At 62.5% G+C, this 19,581-nt stretch carries 13 protein-coding genes; 8 read left to right on the top strand and 5 right to left on the bottom strand.

Annotated features, from left to right (window positions below; all coding sequences use genetic code 11):
* Window positions 1-2: 2 nt before the first annotated feature.
* The 5 genes from AB4O16_RS04865 to AB4O16_RS04885 all read right to left on the bottom strand — a co-directional run bounded on the left by AB4O16_RS04865 (window position 3) and on the right by AB4O16_RS04885 (window position 6,772).
* Window positions 3-1,064, bottom strand: coding sequence for an ABC transporter permease (locus AB4O16_RS04865; RefSeq protein WP_160385943.1), 1,062 nt, complete (start codon window positions 1,062-1,064; stop codon window positions 3-5).
* Window positions 1,057-2,628 carry an ABC transporter substrate-binding protein gene (locus AB4O16_RS04870; RefSeq protein ID WP_460157160.1) on the bottom strand — a complete coding sequence of 524 codons (1,572 nt, stop codon included), beginning with the start codon at window positions 2,626-2,628 and terminating at the stop codon, window positions 1,057-1,059. The genes AB4O16_RS04865 and AB4O16_RS04870 overlap by 8 nt, the downstream gene beginning before the upstream one ends.
* Before the next feature lie 8 nt (window positions 2,629-2,636).
* A complete protein-coding gene (locus tag AB4O16_RS04875) occupies window positions 2,637-3,836 on the bottom strand; it encodes an LLM class flavin-dependent oxidoreductase (protein WP_460157161.1) in 1,200 nt (399 codons plus the stop codon).
* 1,118 nt (window positions 3,837-4,954) lie between these two features.
* Window positions 4,955-5,701: a class II aldolase/adducin family protein gene (locus AB4O16_RS04880; RefSeq protein ID WP_460157162.1), complete on the bottom strand. Its 747-nt coding sequence runs from the start codon at window positions 5,699-5,701 to the stop codon at window positions 4,955-4,957.
* 15 nt (window positions 5,702-5,716) lie between these two features.
* Window positions 5,717-6,772 (bottom strand): ABC transporter substrate-binding protein, encoded by a 1,056-nt coding sequence (locus AB4O16_RS04885; protein ID WP_460157163.1) that lies wholly within the window; start codon window positions 6,770-6,772, stop codon window positions 5,717-5,719.
* Between the two features lie 430 nt (window positions 6,773-7,202).
* Here AB4O16_RS04885 and AB4O16_RS04890 point away from each other — a divergent pair, with 430 nt between their 5' ends.
* The 8 genes from AB4O16_RS04890 to AB4O16_RS04925 all read left to right on the top strand — a co-directional run bounded on the left by AB4O16_RS04890 (window position 7,203) and on the right by AB4O16_RS04925 (window position 19,559).
* A complete protein-coding gene (locus tag AB4O16_RS04890; protein WP_160385948.1) occupies window positions 7,203-8,468 on the top strand; it encodes an acyl-CoA dehydrogenase family protein in 1,266 nt (421 codons plus the stop codon).
* Between the two features lie 154 nt (window positions 8,469-8,622).
* Window positions 8,623-10,404, top strand: a complete 1,782-nt coding sequence (locus AB4O16_RS04895; RefSeq protein ID WP_460157164.1) for an ABC transporter ATP-binding protein — start codon at window positions 8,623-8,625, stop codon at window positions 10,402-10,404.
* Window positions 10,397-12,265: an ABC transporter ATP-binding protein gene (locus AB4O16_RS04900; protein WP_460157165.1), complete on the top strand. Its 1,869-nt coding sequence runs from the start codon at window positions 10,397-10,399 to the stop codon at window positions 12,263-12,265. The genes AB4O16_RS04895 and AB4O16_RS04900 overlap by 8 nt, the downstream gene beginning before the upstream one ends.
* A gap of 169 nt (window positions 12,266-12,434) precedes the next feature.
* Window positions 12,435-13,400: a hypothetical protein gene (locus tag AB4O16_RS04905; protein ID WP_460157166.1), complete on the top strand. Its 966-nt coding sequence runs from the start codon at window positions 12,435-12,437 to the stop codon at window positions 13,398-13,400.
* 176 nt (window positions 13,401-13,576) lie between these two features.
* Window positions 13,577-14,737, top strand: a complete 1,161-nt coding sequence (locus tag AB4O16_RS04910) for an LLM class flavin-dependent oxidoreductase (RefSeq protein ID WP_110661682.1) — start codon at window positions 13,577-13,579, stop codon at window positions 14,735-14,737.
* Window positions 14,738-14,757: 20 nt separating this feature from the next.
* Window positions 14,758-15,810: an ABC transporter substrate-binding protein gene (locus AB4O16_RS04915; RefSeq protein WP_460157167.1), complete on the top strand. Its 1,053-nt coding sequence runs from the start codon at window positions 14,758-14,760 to the stop codon at window positions 15,808-15,810.
* Window positions 15,811-15,846: 36 nt separating this feature from the next.
* A complete protein-coding gene (locus AB4O16_RS04920) occupies window positions 15,847-16,905 on the top strand; it encodes an ABC transporter substrate-binding protein (protein ID WP_110661677.1) in 1,059 nt (352 codons plus the stop codon).
* Window positions 16,906-17,288: 383 nt separating this feature from the next.
* Entirely contained in the window at window positions 17,289-19,559 is a 2,271-nt protein-coding gene (locus tag AB4O16_RS04925; RefSeq protein ID WP_460157168.1) for a TonB-dependent receptor, read from the top strand.
* Window positions 19,560-19,581: the final 22 nt, after the last annotated feature.

Consider the following 19,581-nt stretch of genomic DNA (forward strand, 5'->3'; position numbering starts at 1 on the left):
TCTCAAGGCGCCTTGGGTTGGGAGCGTCGCCACCAGGGCTGGATGCCCCGACGGTTGCGCCGGATCAGGGTCACCCGGCGGGCGGTGCGCAGTTTCGGCGTCAGCAGCACGGTCAGCAGATCGGCCAACAGGTTGATCAGCACCACGCCCAGCGTGATCGACAGCACGATGGCCTGGACCATCGGCAGATCACGCATCTGGATCGCCGAGTTCAGTGAGGTGCCGATGCCCGGGTAACTGAAGATCACCTCGGCGAGCAGTGCCCCACCGATCAGGGTGCGCAGGGTCAAGGCCACGCCCTGGATCGCGGGTATGAGCGCGTTGGGCAACGTGTGGCGCCAGACGATTCGCCACTCGGCAATACCGCGCAGCCTGGCGGCGATGACGTAATCGGATTCCAGCGCTTCGATCATCGACGCTCGCACCATGCGCGTCAGGTACGGCAGGGCTGACAGACTCAGGGCCAGCACCGGCAGCACCAGAAACTGCAACTGGCGCAGCAGCGACTTGTCCGGATCGATAATCGACACTGCCGGCAACACGTCCATGTGGGGCATGGAAAACAACAGGACCAGGCCGATGGCCAGGAGAAAACCCGGCGTGGCCTTGAGGAAAATCAACAGCGACAGGCACCAGCGATCAAGGCGACTGTCACGGCGCAAGGCCAGCGACACACCGAGCAGCAACGCCGCAGGCACCACCACGGCAATCACCCCGGCCAACAGCGCCAGCGTATAGCCAAAACGGCCGAACAGAATGCTGCCAACCGGTGCGTTGGAGTCGAGCGACACCCCCAACTCGCCACTCAGCGCGTGCCCGAGCCAGCGCAGGTATTGCTCCAGGATCGGCCGGTCCAGGCCCAACTGCCGTTGCAGGGTGAGGATGCTTTCCAGCGGTGCATCGGGCCCCAGGATCACCCTCGCCGGGTCTGAGGGCAGCGCCTGGGTCGCGATGAACACCACCAGGCTGATCACCCACGCCGTCAGCAGGCCATAGCCCAAACGCCCGATGAACCACGACAGCCAGGCCGGTGTGCGTGGAGGTTTGCAGGACGGATCAGGCATGGTTCACCCACATTTCATCGAAGCGCCAGGAGGCAAACGTCGTCTGTTCGGGTGCCAGTCCACCGACCCGCACGGAAGCAGCGTCCAGCACGTCGTTGAAGCCCCAGATCAGCAGCCCGCCACGGTCGTGCTGGATGCCTTGCGCTTCATGCACCAGTACCCGGCGCTGTTCCAGATCGGGCTGCGCCAGGGCCTGTCGGTACAACGCGCTGAAGCGCTCATCATGGAAATTGCTGCGGTTGTAGATGGCCTGCGGGGCGTCGTTGTGCAGCGCCGAAGCCAGGAACCCCCGGGCCGGCGTGGAGCCTGGCGACATCAGCCAGTTTTCACGTTGCGGGCCGTTGAACACCGAGCCATCGACCTGAGTGACCTTGATCTCGACCCCGGCCTTCTTCGCCTGTTGGGCAAACACCAGCGCCGCATTGACGCCAGGTCCCGGTGTGGTGGTCAGCTCCACCCGCAGATCGTTCTGCCCGGCCTGGCGCAACAGCGACCGCGCCTGCTCCAGGTCGTACGGACGCTGGGCAATGCCGTGGTTGTACGTCGGGTCATGGGGCGAATACAGGTCATTGGCGATCCGCCCGAAACCATTGAGCCCGCGCTCGACCAGCTCGCGACGGTCGGCCAGCAGACGAAATGCCTGGCGCACTCGCTGATCCTGAAACGGCGCCTTGGCCAGGTTCAGGTTGAATCCGGTAAACGAAGTGCTCGGCGATGCGTACAACTTGAGTCGTGCGTCAGCCTTGAGCAGCGCGCTGTGCTCGGCCTGCACGCCGCTGGCGACATCGATTTGCCCGGCGCGCAGGGCCGCAGCGCGGGATACCTGATCCTTGAACTCGATGATTTCCAGCTCATCGGCATAGGGTTGACCGGGTTTGTAGTAGTTTTCGAAACGCTGGTAGAGCGAGCGCTGGCCGGGGATGAAACTTTTCAGTTTGTACGGCCCGGCACCGACCGGATTGCTGACCGGGTCGTAATCGGTCGGCACGATGCCGCCGAAACTGATCAGGGTCTCATCCAGCGGATAGAAGCTTTGGCCCTCCTTGAAGCGAATCTCGATGGTGCGCTCGTCCAGTTTGCGCAAGGCGTTGCGGTCGATCGCCCCCACCAGGCCGGCAAATGGCGACGCCAGTTTCGGGTCCGTCAGGCGCAGGATCGAGAACAGCATGTCGTCGGCGCCGATGCTCTTGCCGTGGTGAAACTCCAGCCCCGGCTTGATGCGAATGGTCCAGGCGCTGGCATCGGCATTGGGCTCGGCAAACTCCGCCAGGGCCAGGCGCGTGCTGACGTCGGTGTTCCATTCCCAGAACTTGCTGTACAGCGCCCAGCCGCGAATGATCCCGCCGCCCACCGGTTTGTGCGCATCGAGATTGCCCGATTGATCGCCGTCGATAATGCCGACCCGCAAGCGCCCACCCTGCACCGGAGTGCTGGACAAGGCCGCTGCGCCACTGACTGCTGCGCCACTGTCGCAACCGCTGAGCAGGCTGCCGCCCAGTATCAGGCCACCGCCGACCGCCAGGCCGTTACCGAGAAACGTACGGCGGGAAAATCCCTCGTTCATGACTATCCTCAGGCCCGCTCGACCACGTTGCTGTATTGCGCCACCGGCGTGTCAGCCCGCAGGCGCGGCACGTCGAAACCGTGATCGAGGTCCAGCAACGGGAACAGCAGGTCCGCGACCCGGTGCGCTTCATCGATCAGCGGAAAACCCGAGAGAATGAACGCTGACGTGCCTTGTGCTTCGTACTCACGAATCCGCTCGGCAACCTGCTCGGCGCTGCCCACCAGATAAGTGCCTGCGGCCGGGCCGAGGATGTTGAAGCCGAACAGGCTCGGGCCGAGCCAGACGTTGGGATAGATCTCGAGATCCCTCGCCTTGGGCAGGCGACCTGCACGGACGGCGTCGACGTTGCGCTGGATTTGCGGGTCGTCGCTGTGGAAGCTGTCCAGGGTTTGGCCGGGTGGCAGTTGCCGTTCGATGGCCGTGCGCGCGGTTTGCAGCGAGGTGCGCTGCAAGAGTTTTTCGGCGTGGGCCCAGGCCTCCTCTTCGGTCTCGCGGACGATGATTTGCAGACGCGTGCCGAAGGTCAGCTCGCGGCCGATCTTTGCAGCCTCTGCCGCGACTTTGCGGAATTTCTCCCCGAGTTTCGGCGGGGTGTTGGCGAAACTCAGGTAAACATCGAGCAACTGCACCGAATGGGCAACGCCGGGCCCCGAGGTGCCGGCGCCCCACAATGGAATGCCGGGTTTCTGTTTGGGCGGATGCCAACCGCCCAGCGGATGACTGGCAGCAGCCGGTGAGCGAGGCGCGAGCTTGACGTATTGACCGTCATAGCCCGACGTGTCGCCGGCATAGAAGTTCTGGAAGGCGCGCCAGTATTCGAGACTGAAGTCATAACGTTCATCGTGAGGGTAATGCACGCCAAGGGTGGCCAGGCCGGCGTCGTTGCCGTTGACCACGTTGAACAACAGGCGACCGTTGGAGAATTGATCGAAGGTCAGCGCCCACTTGGCCAACACGGCTGGCGACAACTCGCCAGGGTGTTGCGCCACGAGAAAACGCAAACGCCGGGTGGCATCGATCAACGCGGCTGAAACAGCCAGGCTTTCGTTGGGGCTGGAGCCCAGCAACGAACCGTAATACCCCAGGCGATCACTGGCCACGGCCAGTTGTTTCAGGTGCTCGAAATCAGTTTTCCAGCGCCCTTCGGGCTCCCACGGATAAGGCCCGTCAGGGGTCGTCAGGTACCAGAGAATTTTTACAGCCATGGTGGTATTCCTTGAGTTGTGTATCGACCTTGCGACCGCCATCGCCCCCTGTGGGGAGACGGCTTGCCGGCGATGAGTCCTGCGAGCCTTGCGCCAATCCCGCGGACGCCATCGCTGGCAAGCCAGCTCCCACAGTTCAATGTTGCGAATACGCCCTCGTAGGAGCCGGCTTGCCGGCGATGAGGCCTTCGAGCCTTGAGCCAATCCCGCGGACGCCATCGCTGGCAAGCAAGCTCCCACAGTTCAGTGTTGCGAATACGCCCTCGTAGGAGCCGGCTTGCTGGCGATGGGGCCTTCGAGCCTTGCGCCAACCTCACGACCGCCATCGCTGGCAAGCCAGCTCCTACAGTTCAGTGTTGCGAATACGCCCTCGTAGGAGCCGGCTTGCTGGCGATGAGGCCTTCGGACCTTGCGCCAACCCCACGACCGCCATCGCTGGCAAGCCAGCTCCCACAGTTCAGTGTTGCGAATACGCCCTCGTAGGAGCCGGCTTGCTGGCGATGAGTCCTTCGAGCCTTGCGCCAATCCCGCGGACGCCATCGCTGGCAAGCCAGCTCCCACAGTTCAGTGTTGCGAATACGCCCTCGTAGGAGCCGGCTTGCCGGCGATGAGGCCTTCGAGCCTTGCGCCAATCCCGCGGACGCCATCGCTGGCAAGCCAGCTCCTACAGTTCAGTGTTGCGAATACGCCCTCGTAGGAGCCGGCTTGCCGGCGATGCGGCCTTCGAGCCTTGCGCCAATCCCGCGGACGCCATCGCTGGCAAGCCAGCTCCCACAGTTCAGTGTTGCGAATACGCCCTTGTAGGAGCCGGCTTGCTGGCGATGGGGCCTGCGGGCCTTGCGCCAATCCCGCGGACGCCATCGCTGGCAAGCCAGCTCCTACAGTTCAGTGTTGCGAATACGTCCTCGTAGGAGCCGGCTTGCCGGCGATGAGGCCTTCGAGCCTTGCGCCAATCCCACGACCGCCATCGCTGGCAAGCCAGCTCCTACAGTTCAGTGTTGCGAATACGCCCTTGTAGGAGCCGGCTTGCTGGCGATGGGGCCTGCGGGCCTTGCGCCAACCTCACGACCGCCATCGCTGGCAAGCCAGCTCCTACAGGAGGTGTGGTGGTCGGTGGATCAGGTGCGCCGGTCGATGGCAGGTACCAGGCCCAGTTCGGTGGCTCTGTCGTACAGGCCGCTCATTTTCCATTGCTGGGTCAGAACGCCCGGGCCGTAAGGACGGGAACCGCCCAGGGCATCGGCGAGCAATTGCAGTTGCGCGCCCTCCTCCAGCAACAGGATGAATTCGGCAGTGGCGCGCAAGCCTTGCTTGCCCCACACGGTGGAACCGCCATTGGCTTCCAGGATCGCCAGGTTGAAGGGGTTTTCAGCGATCTTTTCCAGAATGAAATCGACTTCCGGCTGACGTCGGTCGATGTACACCGGCAGCTCCCGGGCCAGTTGATACCGCTGCACCGGCACGTAGTGGAACGGCAGCGTGCGATGGGTTTGCGCCCAGGCACCCAGGTACGGCGAATGCACATGGGACACGGTGGTGATGTCCGGGTGCTGCTGGAACAGTTTGGTGTAGCGCCCCAAGCCACCCTTGCCTGTGCCGTAGATGACGTTGCCTGCAAAGTCGGTGACCGTGGCCTGCAGTGGTTTGCGGTAGTTCCACGGCCCGCCATAGTTGACCGACACCAGCAACTCCTGGCCCGGTACGCGCTCGATGAAACCGACGGTGCCATTAGCCGTGATGGTGTTGGTTTCACGGAACACGGTGAAGGCTTCTTCAGCCTCGATCAGCACCTTGTCGATAAAGTTCTTCAGTTCTTCGCTGATCAGTTGTTCGTTGATTGGTTTTTCGTAGACGAGAGTGGTCATGGCAGATCTCCGGATTCAGGCGCGGCGCTTGGCCAACAGTTCATGGGCAGCTTGCAACGGGCGCGGATCGACCCAGTCGGCGATGGAAAAATCGCGTTCCAGGAAGCCGTGCAGATAGAGAAAGTCTTTCTGGATATCGAGAAACTCAAGGCGCTGTGAGGACAGATCCGGCGCCAGCGTGGTGTGGAATTCGCCGCGATAGGCCTCGGCGACCCCGGCGCTGCCGGCGCGGGTTTCTTCCTCGAGAATGGCGTTCAGTGCCTGCCGATTGTTGGCGGCCCAATCAGCGGCGCTGAGGGTTTGTGCGAGAAAACGCACCACCAGGTCGAAGTGGTTGTCGAGCAGGCTCTGGTGGACAGTGATCGGACGCGGTGTGCCGTTGTTGATGCGATAACGGGGCTCGGCGATCAGGTCCAGGTCGATGCCCACCACCAACCCGAGACGCCGCGCCGCATCGGCGGCGGAAGCGCCCTTGACGTAGACCGCGTCCACCTCGCCGCGCACCAGGTAATCAAGCCCTGACCACAAACGCTGCAAGCCTTCCTGCGGGTTCGCCGCGCGTTCCTGATCCTGCAACGCGACTTCCACCAGTTCGACATCGTCGAACCCCAGCCCGGCCAGGCTCAGCGCGCCTTTATAACCGTGCAGGCTCATGGCCCGGGCGATACTCCCCGGACGGGTTTCACCCCAGGCCGGCAGTGCCAGGCGCTTGCCCTTGAGGTCTTGCGGATGACGAATGCCGGAGTCGGGGCGAACCAGGATGGTCTGCCATTCTTCGATCCAGGTCAGGCCGATCAGACGGCTCGGCGCACCCGCCGCCCGGGCGGCCAATGCCGGGACGTTTCCGCCTTCGCGAAACAGCCCGGGCAGTTCGTGATCGTAGTGGTGATGACCCAGTTGACGGGCCTCCTGCAAGGTCGAAACCGGCAGGCCGTCGGCAGCGAACTCTTCGCTGAGCCAGCCGAGTTTGTAGGCGATTCCGGAGGCCGTCGGCACCGGGCAACGGGTGAACCAGATCTGCTCGAGTTCAGCTGTGGTATCGGGGCGGGCGTGTTTGGCAGCAAGCGTCATGGGCAGCTCCATCTGGGTTGGCAAGTGACTGTTGCCGGAGCTATTGCACCGCCCGTGCCAAGAAACGAAAGCCACGATTCATGGGGCTTTGCGCCTGTACCCGGATGCCCGACCGCTTTCAATTGCTGGTCTGCCAGCAGCATTGCGCGGCGACTGCTGCTGATCGAGCAGAGGGCTGCTTCCACAGCAGCACCCGTGCCTCTCGCAGACTGATAAACCCCGCGTCAACAGGCACCAAAGCCCTTGGCGCAGAACTTGCTCAGCCCCTCTCAACGCCCGGAAAACTCCCCCCTGTAGGAGCCGGCTTGCTGGCGATGGCGTCGACGGGATCAGCGCAAGGCTCGAAGGCCAATCGCCAGCAAGCCGGCTCCTACAGGGGACAGGTGTGATTTTCGTGGCCATCAGCCGATCAATTATCAGAGGTAGAGCAATGAGCAAGGTCGAACACAACCCCGGCGGGCAACTGATCCAGGAGCAGGCGCCGATCCGCTTGCTTCAGAGCGAAGCCCAAGCCATCGCCGTGGCGAAGGAGATCGCCGTGGAGATCGCCGAAATCGCCGCCGATGCCAGTCAGAACGGCCAACTGCCCCGGCGGCAGGCGCAACTGCTGTCCGAAAGCGGCCTGACCGCCATTGGCGTTCCCAAGGCATTTGGCGGGCTGGGTGCCTCGGTGGAAACCATCGTCGAAACCGTGCGCATCATTTCCGTAGCCGACGGCGGCGTCGGTCAATTGCTGCAAATCCACAACGTCATGCTGCGCGGGATTTTCACCGGCTACTCCGAGGACATTCGTGACCGGTTGATCCGCGATGTATTGGCCGGCAAACGTTTCGGCAACGCCCTGGCTGAAGTGGGTGGCAAGAACAAGTTCGCGCTCAAGACGCGGGTTGAACGGCGTGCCGACGGCAAGCTGATCCTCAACGGCAGCAAGTTCTACTCCACCGGTTCCTACCTGGCCGAGTGGATTTCCCTGACAGCCGCCAGCGATGACGGCGGCGCCGGCGTATTGCTCAATCGCAACGCGCCGGGCTTGACCCTGGTGGATGACTGGGAAGCCTTCGGCCAGAAAAACTCGGTCAGCGGCACAGTGATCTTCGACAACATCGAACTCGACGAAGGCTTCGTCTCCCAGCGCAAGGGACCGATGAAGCGCACCGGCCTGACCTTCCCGCAGATTCTGCATGCCGCCATCGACACCGGCATTGCCGAAGGCGCGCTGTCTGCTGCGGTGGACTACCTCAATCATAACGCCCGTCCCTGGGTGGAAAGCGGTGTCGACCAGGCCAATCAGGAGCCGCACATCATCAAGCAGATCGGCGAATACGCCGTGGCCTTGCGTGGGGCGCAATCACTGTTGCGAGACGCTGCACAGGTGTTCGACCAGCACGAACTGGACCCGGACAACAAAGCGTTGCAGGACGAGCTGATTCTTTCGGTGGCCACCGCCCGCGCCCACTCCGACGCGGCCTCGCTGAAAATCTCCAGTGACATCTTCTCCCTGCTCGGTGCCAGTTCATCGCTGACCAAGTGGAACCTCGACCGCTTCTGGCGCAATGCCCGGGTCCATACCACCCACGACCCGATCCGCTGGCGCCTGCATCACGTCGGTAACTACTACCTCAATGGTGTCGATCCGGGCGAATACACCGCGATCCTCAATGCCAAGGAGAAACAGGGGGCTACCAGCCCGGCATAGAGCTGACGGCCCCCTTCGCCAGCAAGCCGGCTCCTACAAGGGCGTATTCACAACACTGACCTGTAGGAGCTGGCTTGCCAGCGATGGCGTCATCAATACCGCTACAAATCCACAGGTCCCATCGCCGGCAAGCCGGCTCCTGCAGAGCTATTACATGATCGAAAAACATCCCCTGTTACGCTGCCTGGCGATTTATCGGGAAATGCCCTGGCGCTTCGCCCTGGTGGCGGTGCTGTTCATTGCAGCGAACCTCGGGCTGGTCTGGCAACAATGGCTGATCGGACACGCGGTGAACGACGTCAGCGCCGGTCGCGCGGTGATCCGGCAAGCCGATGGCAGCCTCGACGCCAGCCTTGGCTGGTACTGGTTATGGCTGATGCTCGCCGTGGCCCTGGGCCGTGGCGTGTTGCAATACGCCGCGAGCGTGTTGTCGCTGGTGCTCAGCCAGGAACTGCTGACGCGCCTGCGTGAACGTATCCTGCAACAGGTACAAACCCTGCACCTGGGCTACCACTGGCAACACGGCATGGGGGAAATGATCACCCGCACCACCCGTGATGCCGACAAGGTTCGCGATGCCCTGATCAGCTTCTGGCGGCAGGTGGTGGAAACGCCGCTGGTGGTACTGGCAACCGTCGGCCTGCTGAGTTGGTACAACCCGTTGCTGGGGCTGGTTCCACTCTTGCTGACGGTGTTCGGCCTGTGGATCTTTGTGCGCCAGACCGAACGTCTGGTCAGTCTCGACCGGGCCGTCGGCCAAGCCTACGACCGGGTCAACCAGGACCTCAGCGAAGGTATTGGCGGCGTGCGGGTGATCAAGTCGTTTGGCCTGGAACACCACCGCATCCAGCGTTTCGCCACGCAGGTGGCGGTGTTCGCCGACCACGCCCGCGACGCCCTCGCCTATTCAAGTTCGCGGATACCGCTGCCCCAGGCCGTCGTCGCATTGGCGCATGTGTGGATTCTGGTCTACGGCGCCCACCTGGTGGCAAGCGAACGGCTGGGCATCGGCGAGCTGGTCACCTCGCTGCTGATTGCCACCACCCTGGTGTTTCGCATCGAGGGCATCGGCCGCGTCATGCAGACGTTCGCCGACGCGCGCTCCAGTGCCGAGCGGATCTGGCAACTGCTGGACGAGCCGGCCGCCATCCGCAGCGGCAATGCCAGCCTGCCCGACACGCCGCTGGGCTTGAAACTCGAGCATGTCTGCGTCAGCGCCCCCGGTGGCGGCCTGGATATCCTGCAGGACTGTTCGCTGACGCTGCAGCCGGGCGAAATCGTCGCGCTGGTCGGCGCGACCGGCACCGGCAAAAGCCTGTTGGCCAGCCTGTTGCCGCGCCTGAGCGACATCAGCTCCGGGCGCCTGTCGGTAGGCTCGAACAGCGCCGGCTGGCAGGACATTCGTCAGTTGAACCTGGACGAACTCAGGCGACGGGTTCACGTGGTCCCCCAGGAAAGCTTTCTGTTTTCCGACACCCTCGCGGCCAACCTGCGCCTGACGGCACCGCACGCCAGCGATCAACAATTGCTTCACGGTTTGCGCCTGGCCGCCGCGGAAGATGTGCTCGAACGCCTGCCCCAAGGACTGGCCACGCCGCTGGGCGATCGTGGCGTGACGCTCTCTGGCGGCCAGCGCCAGCGCCTGAGCCTGGCCCGTGCGCTGCTCGGCGAGCCGGACATCCTGTGCCTGGACGATGCCACCAGCGCGCTGGATGCGATCAGCGAACGCCAGGTGCTGAACAACATTCGCCAACTGCGTCGTGAACAGGGGCGTGCCACCACCTTGCTGGTGATCTCCAGCAAGCTCTCGACCATCCTCCTGGCGGACCGCGTGCTGATGCTCCAGGACGGCCGGATCGCCGCCAGCGGCACCCATGCCGAACTGTTGAATACCTCTCCTGATTATCGCGACCTGCTAGGGATCGACCATGGCTAATCCAATCGCCGGCAAAGCCTTGAGCGATATCGAAATTGAAGAAATGCTGGCCAGGAAGGCCCTCGACCGCAGCATGTTCAGTCGGCTATTACCGCTGCTGAAGCCGATTCGCCGGCACATTTTCGGAGTCATCGGCATTGAGCTGTTGCTGGTATTCACCGTGTTCCTGCGCCCTTGGTTCGTCCGTGAACTGCTCGACCGTGGGCTGATTCAACAGGGCAGTCACTGGTTGCTCGATGAGCGCCTGGTACTTTGGCTCGGCCTGGGGTTGGCGGCCAGTTGGCTGGGGCGTTTCCTGCTCGCCGGGGTCTCGCAGTTCGTCGCCGGCAGTGCGGCGATCCGGGTGTTGAATAACCTGCGGGTGCGGGTGTTTGCCCATGTCCAGAGCTTGAGCGTCAGTTATTTCGACCGGACCAAGGCTGGACGGATCATTTCCCGAGTCGACCGGGATGTCGATGCCCTGGAACCGCTGTTGATTCAGGGGCCACCGGAGTTGCTGGGCGCGCTGCTGCGCTGCGGGCTGGCCTCGGTGATGCTGTGGCGAATCGATCCGCGATTTTTTCTCAGTCTCGCTGCGACGGTGCCGTTGCTGGTGCTGGCGACCTGGAGTTTCAAACGCATCTCCCAGCGCAACTGGGCAAGGGTTGCCGAGAACCGCAGCCGCTTCACCGCGCATCTGGTGGAAAGCGTCAGCGGCGCGCGCATGTTGCAGCAGTGTGCGCAACAGGCGCCGAACCTGCGGCGCTATCGCGGCCTGCTGGATGACTTCAACCAGGCGCTGATCCGTGGCAGCCTGCGGTCTGGCTGGTTCGCTCCCTTTACCGCGCTGCTCAGCTCGGCCGGCATGGCCGTGCTGTTGCTGGTGGGCGCCTACGGTCTGGCGCAGGCGGATGTGACCGTGGGCCAGATCGCCGAGAGTCTGTTTTATGTATTCCTGTTCCTCGGGCCATTGCAGGAGCTGTCGGACCTGTTCGAGCGCTACGCCACCGGTTCGGCTTCGGCGCAACGCATCTTCCTGTTGCTCGACACCCGCGCGCAAATCAACGACAGCGCCACACCGCAACGCGTGGGCAGGGCCCGCGGCGAGGTGAGCTTTGAACAGGCGCGCTTCAGCTACGACGCCAACAGTTCGACGCCGGTGATCAACGACCTTGACCTGCACATTCCTGCCGGTGAAGTGCTGGCGATTGTCGGCCCCTCGGGCCATGGCAAGAGCACGCTGGTGCAGTTGCTGACGCGTTTCTACGAGGTGCAATCGGGCGCCGTCAGGCTGGACGGCATCGATGTTCGCAACCTGACCCAGCATGAACTGCGGCGTAATGTCGGCGTGGTCTTGCAGGACAATGTGTTGTTCAGCGGCAGCATTCTCGACAACCTGCGCCTGGCCTCCCCCCAAGCCGACGACGCGAGCCTGATTGCGGCGGCCCGGGAGTTGGGTGCGGACGAGGTGCTGGAGCGCCTGCCGCACCAATACCAGACCGAAGTCGGACCACTGGGCGGGCACCTGAGCCATGGCCAGCGGCAATTGGTCTGCCTGGTGCGCGCCTACCTCGCGGACCCTGCGGTACTGGTGCTGGACGAGGCGACCTCGGCCGTCGACATCCATACCGAGCGCCGCATCCAGCGAGCGTTTCGCCGGCTTTGCGAAGGTCGCACGGCCATCATCATCGCCCATCGCCTGGCAACCATCCGCGATGCCGACCGCATTGCGGTCATCCGCCACGGTCGCCTGGTCGAACAAGGCCCTCACCGCCAATTGATCGATCAGGGTGGCGCTTACGCGGCGCTGTACCAGACCTACCTGCGCAGCGCCGAAGCGGGCGCCTCGATTGACGACATCGTCGCCACCGCACCGGCGTAATCAACACTGCCATCGCCCGTAGGAGCCGGCTTGCTGGCGATGGCAATCTCCAGAACACCACCAAAACCCGCCTGCTGCATCGGCGTTATTAAAATCGCCATCGCCAGCAAGCCGGCTCCTACGCAATCGCGGACAACACACATCCCCTGTGGGAGCTGGCTTGCCAGCGATGGCAATCTCCAAAACACCATCAAAACCCGCCTGCTACATCGGCGTATTCAAAATCGCCATCGCCAGCAAGCCGGCTCCTACGCAATCGCGGACAACACACATCACCTGTGGGAGCTGGCTTGCCAGCGATGGCAATCTCCAGAGCACAACCAAACCCGCCTGCTGCATCGGCGTATTCAAAATCGCCATCGCCGGCAAGCCGGTTCCTACGCAATCGCGGACAACACACATCCCCTGTGGGAGCTGGCTTGCCAGCGATGGCAATCTCCAAAACACCATCAAAACCCGCCTGCTGCATCGGCGTATTCAAAATCGCCATCGCCGGCAAGCCGGCTCCTACGCAATCGCGGACCACACACATCCCCTGTGGGAGCTGGCTTGCCAGCGATGGCAATCTCCAGAACACCATCAAAACGCGCCAGCTGCATCGGCGTATTCAAAATCGCCATCGCCAGCAAGCCGGCTCCTACGCAATTGCGGACCACACACATCCCCTGTGGGAGCTGGCTTGCCAGCGATGGCAATCTCCAGAGCACAACCAAAGCCCGCCTGCTGCATCGGCGTTATTAAAATCGCCATCGCCAGCAAGCCGGCTCCTACGCAATTGCGGACCACACACATCACCTGTGGGAGCTGGCTTGCCAGCGATGGCAATCTCCAGAGCACAACCAAACCCGCCTGCTACATCGGCGTATTCAAAATCGCCATCGCCGGCAAGCCGGCTCCTACGCAATCGCGGATAACACACATCACCTGTGGGAGCTGGCTTGCCAGCGATGGCAATCTCCAGAACACAACCAAACCCGCCTGCTGCATCGGCGTATTCAAAATCGCCATCGCCGGCAAGCCGGCTCCTACGCAATCGCGGACCACACACATCCCCTGTGGGAGCTGGCTTGCCAGCGATGGCATTCTCCAGAACACCATCACCCCCCCCTGCTGCACCCCGAACAACCATTGCTGACGGACTGCTGCTACAGCAGCACCCCCGCCTTCACCCCCTCTCCCTTCCCCCCGCCAACCCCCCGGCCCCGCTGGCCCAAACCCGGCGGGCCGGGCATGGCATGTCCGTTGCAATCCACCTGACAGGACAGCCTCGCACCTGCGCGATCTTACGCGTACTTGAATCAGGAGCAACCCATGAGCACTGAGTTTTTCTGGCGCCTGCCACTGGGCACCGACGGCCCGCAACTGACCACCGACAAACACAACCGCGGCAATCCGCACTATCGCCCGGGCAACATCGCACCGGGACGGCTGCCCAATGGCGAACCGGACGACTTCACCTACATCGACTACATCGCCCAGGTCGCGAAAGCCGCAGAACTGGCAGGCTTCGAAGGCGCCTTGTTGCCTACCGGCCCCGAGCCATGGATTGCCGCAGCCGCCCTGGCCCGGGAAACCCGCCGCATCAAATTCCTGATCGCGTTCCAGGCGACCTGGACCCTGCCGGCCTACGCCGCGCAACAAGCGGCGATCCTGCAGAACCTCAGCCGCGGACGCCTGGAGTGGAACATCATCACCGGTGGCAACCCGGCCAGCCAGCGGGCCAACGGCGATTTCCTCGAACATGACCTGCGCTACAAACGCACGGGTGAATTCCTCGACATCATCCAGGGGCTTTGGCAAAACGAACGTTTCTCCTACGAAGGCGATATCTACCAACTGGAGAACGGTGCCCTGCCCCACGGCCTGCAGAACGAGCGCAAGCCCGGGGTGTACTTCTCCGGGTTCTCCGACGCCGCCCTTGATGTCGCCGCCAAACACGCCGACGTCTACCTGAACTGGGCCGAGCCCATCGACAAGCTCAAGCCGCATATCGATCGGGTACGCGAACTGGCGGACAAGCAGGGTCGTAGCGTGCGCTTTGGTCTGCGTGTCGACCTGTTCGCCCGGGAAACCGAAGAGCTGGCGTGGAAAGATTTGCGTCGCCAGTTCGACAAACTTGAAGGCAAGAGCAGCGTGGTCGCCAAGGGCTTCACCAGCGGCTCCGATTCGGTAGGTGGCGCACGGCAAACCGCCTACCACCAGAACATCGACCGCTTCGACGACCTGATCATCGGCCCAAACCTGTGGGCCGGCTTCGCCAAAGCCAAGCCGGGGCCAACCGTGGGCCTGGTGGGCAGCCACCAGAACATCGCCGAACGCCTGGTGGAGTACCGCGATGCCGGTTTCTCGACCTTCATCCTGGCGGGCAATCCTCACCTGGAAGAAGCCCTGCGTATCGGCCAGGAGGTACTGCCACTGGTGCACCAACGTCCTGCCGTACAACCGGCAACTCATTTGAAGGCCAGCGCCTGAGCGCTGCGGGAGAATCATTGATGACTCAAGCTCTGGACACCCTCTGGTACACCCGCTGCCCGGTACCCACCGGGCTGGGCATTGCCGTGCAAAAAGGCTGGCTGCAAGACACCGTCGGCGCGTTGGGCACGCAAGTGCAGTCGCTGCGCGAATCCACCGACAAGGCCGTGCGTGAATCGCACTTCGATCACACCCTGCGCAACTCGGTGCGCCACGGCGGCAACATCCCGGCCATCTGGGCCAGGGCCCAGGGCCGGGAGACACGGGTGATTGGCCTGTCCTGGGCCGATGAAGTGCAACTGATCCTGACCCTTCCCGACAGCGGCATCAAAACCGTCAAGGACCTCAAGGGCCGTCGTTTCGGCTTGCCCGACTGGGCCGGCGCGCAAATCGACTTTACCCGCGCCCAGGCCCTGCGCGGGCTGGAAAACGCCCTGAGCCTGGAAGGCCTGCAAGTTGGCGATGTGCAGCTGGTGAATTTTCGCTATGAAGGTACGTTCAGCGATCCGCAGGTCAGCACTGTGAACGGCACGCCGGTCAGTGCGCAACGGGTCGAGGGGCGCAACCTGGAACTGGTGGGTCTGCTGCGCGGCGAGGTCGATGCAATCTTCCTCAAAGGCGCCAGCGCCGCCCGGCAGGCCCATGAGTTCGGCCTGCACACCGTCATCGACACCGGCTCGCACCCCGAGCCCCTGATTCGCAGCAACAATGGCACCCCCCGCACGCTGGCCGTGGACCTGAACCTGCTGGACAACCACTTCGATGTCGCCACCGGCATTCTCGATTCCGTACGACGCGCCGAACATTGGGCCCACACCCATCCGGAAGACACCCGCCGCTACCTGGCCCGGGAAACCAACAGCAGCGAGTACTGGGTCAGCGCCGCGTATGGCAACGATGCCCATCTGCGCTTGCGCACCGAACTGGATGAGCAGGCCATCGACGCCCTGCAGGACTTCACACTCTTCCTGCATCGCTGGCGCTTCATCCCAAACAGCTTCGATGTGCGCGACTGGATCGATCCTCGACCGCTGGACGCGTTGCTGCAAACCCCTACCGCACTGGCAGGCTAACCCGCCAGGTTTCATGGATCGGCACTGAAGGACTTTATGAGCAAACCACTCGATACGCTTTGGTACACCCATAGCCCTGTGCCCACGGGGCTTGGCATCGCCGTGCAATCCGGTCGACTGGCGCAAGCCTTTGCGCCGTTCGGCACGAATATCCAGTCACTGCGCGAGTCCAGTGAGCGGGAGGTTCGCGAAGCCCATTACGACCATCACCTGAAAAACTCGGTGCGTCACGGCGGCAACATCCCGGCCATCTGGGCCTATGCCAGTGGCGTACAGACCCGCGTGCTGGGGCTGTCCTGGAGCGACGAGGTGCAGCTGATCCTGACCACCGCGGAATCCGGTGTGAAGAGCATTCGCGACCTGAAGAACCGCCGCTTCGGCTTGCCGAAATGGGCCAACGTGCAGATCGACTTCACTCGCGCCCAGGCCCTGCGCGGCCTGGAAAACGCCCTCAAGCTCGAAGGCCTGGACGTGTCCGATGTCGAGTTGGTGGACTACCCCTATGGCGGCACCTACAGCGACGATCAGAAACAGCATGTCTACGGCTCGGAAGTCAGCCTCGATGTCACGCGTGTCAGCCGCCGCAACAACGAACTGATCGGATTGTTGCGTGGCGACATCGATGCGATTTTTCTCAAGGGCGCGCACGCCGTGCACCTGGCCAACGAATTCGGTTTGCAGGTGGTCGTCGATACCGGCTCTCACCCCGACCCGCTGATTCGCTCGAACAACGGCACGCCACGGACCCTGACCGTCGACACCCACTTGCTGCACGAGCATTTCGACGCCAGTGTGAACATCGTTGATACCGTGCTGCGCACCGAGCAATGGGCCTGGGCCAACCCAGACGAAACCCGGCGTTTTCTGGCCCGGGAACTGAACACCAGCGAGTACTGGGTCGCCGCCGCGTACGGCGAAGACGCCCATCGGCGCCTGCGCACGACACTGGATGCACGATCCATTGAAGCGCTGCAGGACTTCACCGATTTCCTGCATCGCTGGGACTTCATTCCACGGCGTTTCGATGTGCGTGACTGGATCGATTTCAGTGTGCTGGAAAAGGTCATTGGCTCCACGTCACGATTGGCGGTTTGAGATTTTCAGCGTCTGTCAGGACGTCATCGCCAGCAAGCCGGCTCCTACAATGTTTATTCCGTTTCAACACAAAACCTGTAGGAGCCGGCTTGCTGGCGATTCTTCCTCAACAACAATGAATTGCTGGCCTGGCAACACTTTCCTCCGTTCCGCCTGCTTCTCCAGCAACACCCGCCAAGCAACTTCTGCTGAATGCCTGACAGGCACTTCCCGGCAGACTGGATCCAACTAACAAACTCATAAAAAATCGGCTGAACGCACAGCTTTCGCCAACAACAAATCCTTTATTTTCAACACCTTGATAAAACTAACCACGCAAAAAAAGCACTTGGCACGATCTCTGCTCAACCCCCACTAGTGAAACTTTCCTGGGGGAGACTCAAATGCATAAACTTAATCCAATCACCAAAAGTATCTGGCTAACCCTGTTACTCGCCGGGGGTGGCGTCAGCGAGGGTTTGCTGGCAGCAGAAACCACAGAAACCGACAGCAGCAAATCGGCTGCGGAGCCTTCGCTGAAAACCGTGACCGTCACCGCGCAACACCGGGAGGAAACCCTGCAAGAGATTCCGGTGGCGGTGTCAGCGATCCAGGGCACCAGCCTGGTGGCCGACGGCGTGCGCAACATGGGCGACATCACCACCTTCGTTCCCAACACGTCGGCGAAAAACCCGGACGGCGATGGCCGCCCACGTTGGTACATCCGTGGTCTGGGTACCGGTGATACCGGCGCAGCCACCGTTTTCCCGGTGGGGATCTACGCCGATGACGTCTACCTCAATGCCCCGGTTGCCGGCGGCGGGCCGCTGTTCGACCTCGAGCGCATCGAAATCCTGCGCGGGCCGCAAGGTACGCTGTACGGCAAGAACACCACCGCGGGCGCCGTGAACGTCATCTCGAAAAAACCGACCTTCGACACCGACGGCTTCGGCACGATCGGATTTGGCACCAAGAACGAACGCATCGTCAGCGGCGCTCTGGGGGGAGCGCTGGTGGATGAAAAACTCGCGGCGCGGGTCTCGCTGTACTCCGAGGAGCGTGACGGTTTCCAGGAGAACCTGGTCGATGACAACACCTATGGCGATGTGAACAAGAAGGCCGTCCGCCTGCAGTTCCTTGCCCAGGTCAATGACGATCTCGAGGCACTGCTCAAGGTCCACAGCCGCGAATTCAAAGGCGACGGCAGCAACGGCTCGCTCGCAGTCGGGCGTTATTACAACGTCGGTTACGAAAGGCCTCGCGGGCGCGATATCGCCATCAATGTCAATGAAGACTCCAAGCTCAATCACGACGGCACGTCGCTGACCCTGAACTGGCACCTGGGTGACTACACCCTGACCTCCATCAGCGCCTACGACTACATTCGCAACCAGGCGACCAGCGACGCCGACTACACGCCTTATGAAGTCAACGGAGCAGCGATTTCCGACAACAAATACGCTCAATACACCCAGGAGCTGCGCCTGGCATCGCCACAGCAGGAAACCCTGCGCTGGCTGCTGGGCGCGCATTACTTCCACGAAGACCTCGACAGCTCTGCCCAACGCATTGTCACACCCGGCCCGACGCCTAACGGTACCGGCTCCAACCAGATCGGCGGCGTCACCGACTTTCGTGATCTGAGCTATGACCACAAGACCGACAGCTACGCGCTGTTCGGCAACCTGACCTACGACTTCACCGAAGATTTCAGCGTCACCGGTGGCCTGCGCTGGACCCAGGAAAAGAAAGACATCGACCTCGACCTGACGCAACTGACCCGCTTCACGGCCAACGGCCCGCTGGTGCCGCTGCCTGGTGTCGGCACCAATGGCAATCGTCAGGAAGACAAGACCTGGGAAGCCTGGACCTATGACCTGACGCCGGAATACCGGATCAACGACAACGTGCGGGTGTTCTTCCGTTACGCCCATGGCTTCCGTTCCGGCGGTTTCAACACCGGCCTGTCCACCAGCCTGTCGCAGCTGACCACGGTCGATCCGGAACAACTCGACGCCTACGAGATCGGCCTCAAATCCGAGTGGTTCGATCATCGCCTGACCGCCAACGCCAACATCTTCTACTACGACTACTCGGATATTCAGGTGAACCTGCTGACGGTCAACAACGGCGTGCTGACCACCGCATTGACCAACGGCGCCAAGGGTACGGTCAAGGGCGCCGAGCTGGAACTCGAAGCCCAGCCGACCGACTTCCTGCACCTGCGTGCCGCGGTATCGTTCCTCGACACCGAATACACCGACTTCAAGAACACCAACCCCAACACCGGGGTGGTCACGGGTGACTACAGCGGCAACAGCTTCGTGCGTTCACCGCGCAACGTGGTGGCGCTCGGTGGCGATTACACCTTCCCGCTGGAAGTCGGTGGCAAGTTGGTGGCCGGTGGCGATGTGAGTTTCCGCGACAAGGAATACTTCCTCGCCGACCGCCAGAGCAGCGCCGACAAGACCCTCAGCCAGGCGCACTACACCCTGGCCAATACGCGCCTGACCTGGTTCAGCCCGGATGAAAAACTCAGCGTGACCGGTTTCGTGAACAACGTCACCGACCGCCGCTACCAGGTACACGGTCGTCCGAACGGCACCCTGGGCCAATACGTGATCACCTACGGTGACCCGCGCACCGTCGGCCTGAGCGTGACCAGTCGCTTCTGACCCGAAACCTCCCCTTGCCGGC

The organism is Pseudomonas sp. S2_H10 (genome assembly GCF_054668285.1).